Origin of the sequence: Ruegeria sp. SCP11 (genome assembly GCF_040329455.1) — a bacterium.
Taxonomy (GTDB): Bacteria; Pseudomonadota; Alphaproteobacteria; order Rhodobacterales; family Rhodobacteraceae; genus Ruegeria; species Ruegeria atlantica_E.
The window spans coordinates 1-236 of sequence record NZ_JBDZYG010000066.1 but is presented as its reverse complement, the minus strand read 5'-3'; the positions used below and the strand labels follow the sequence as shown (position 1 = coordinate 236).

Sequence of the window (236 nt, the reverse complement as noted above, 5' to 3'; positions counted from 1 at the left end):
GGGCTCTGAGAGGACCTCGGAGCAATCGCAGCATCCTGTGATATTGGACCGCGTCAACGTCGGGTTGTCGTTGTGGGTGGGCATGGCGGATCGGAGGATCAGTCATGGAAACACCAAACTTACCGGCCATTCGCGCGCTTCGCCCAGCCTGGAACAAAGGCCGTATCGTTGGTCAAAAGCGCCCGCTGAAACCAAAACATGTCTGGGCAATCCGAGTTCGCCTCGAGCTTGCCGGC

1 pseudogene is annotated in these 236 nt (G+C 58.9%); it reads left to right on the top strand.

The features are described from left to right. Window positions 1-104: 104 nt before the first annotated feature. A pseudogene (locus tag ABLN94_RS24650) lies at window positions 105-236 on the top strand (integrase); the annotation flags it as partial.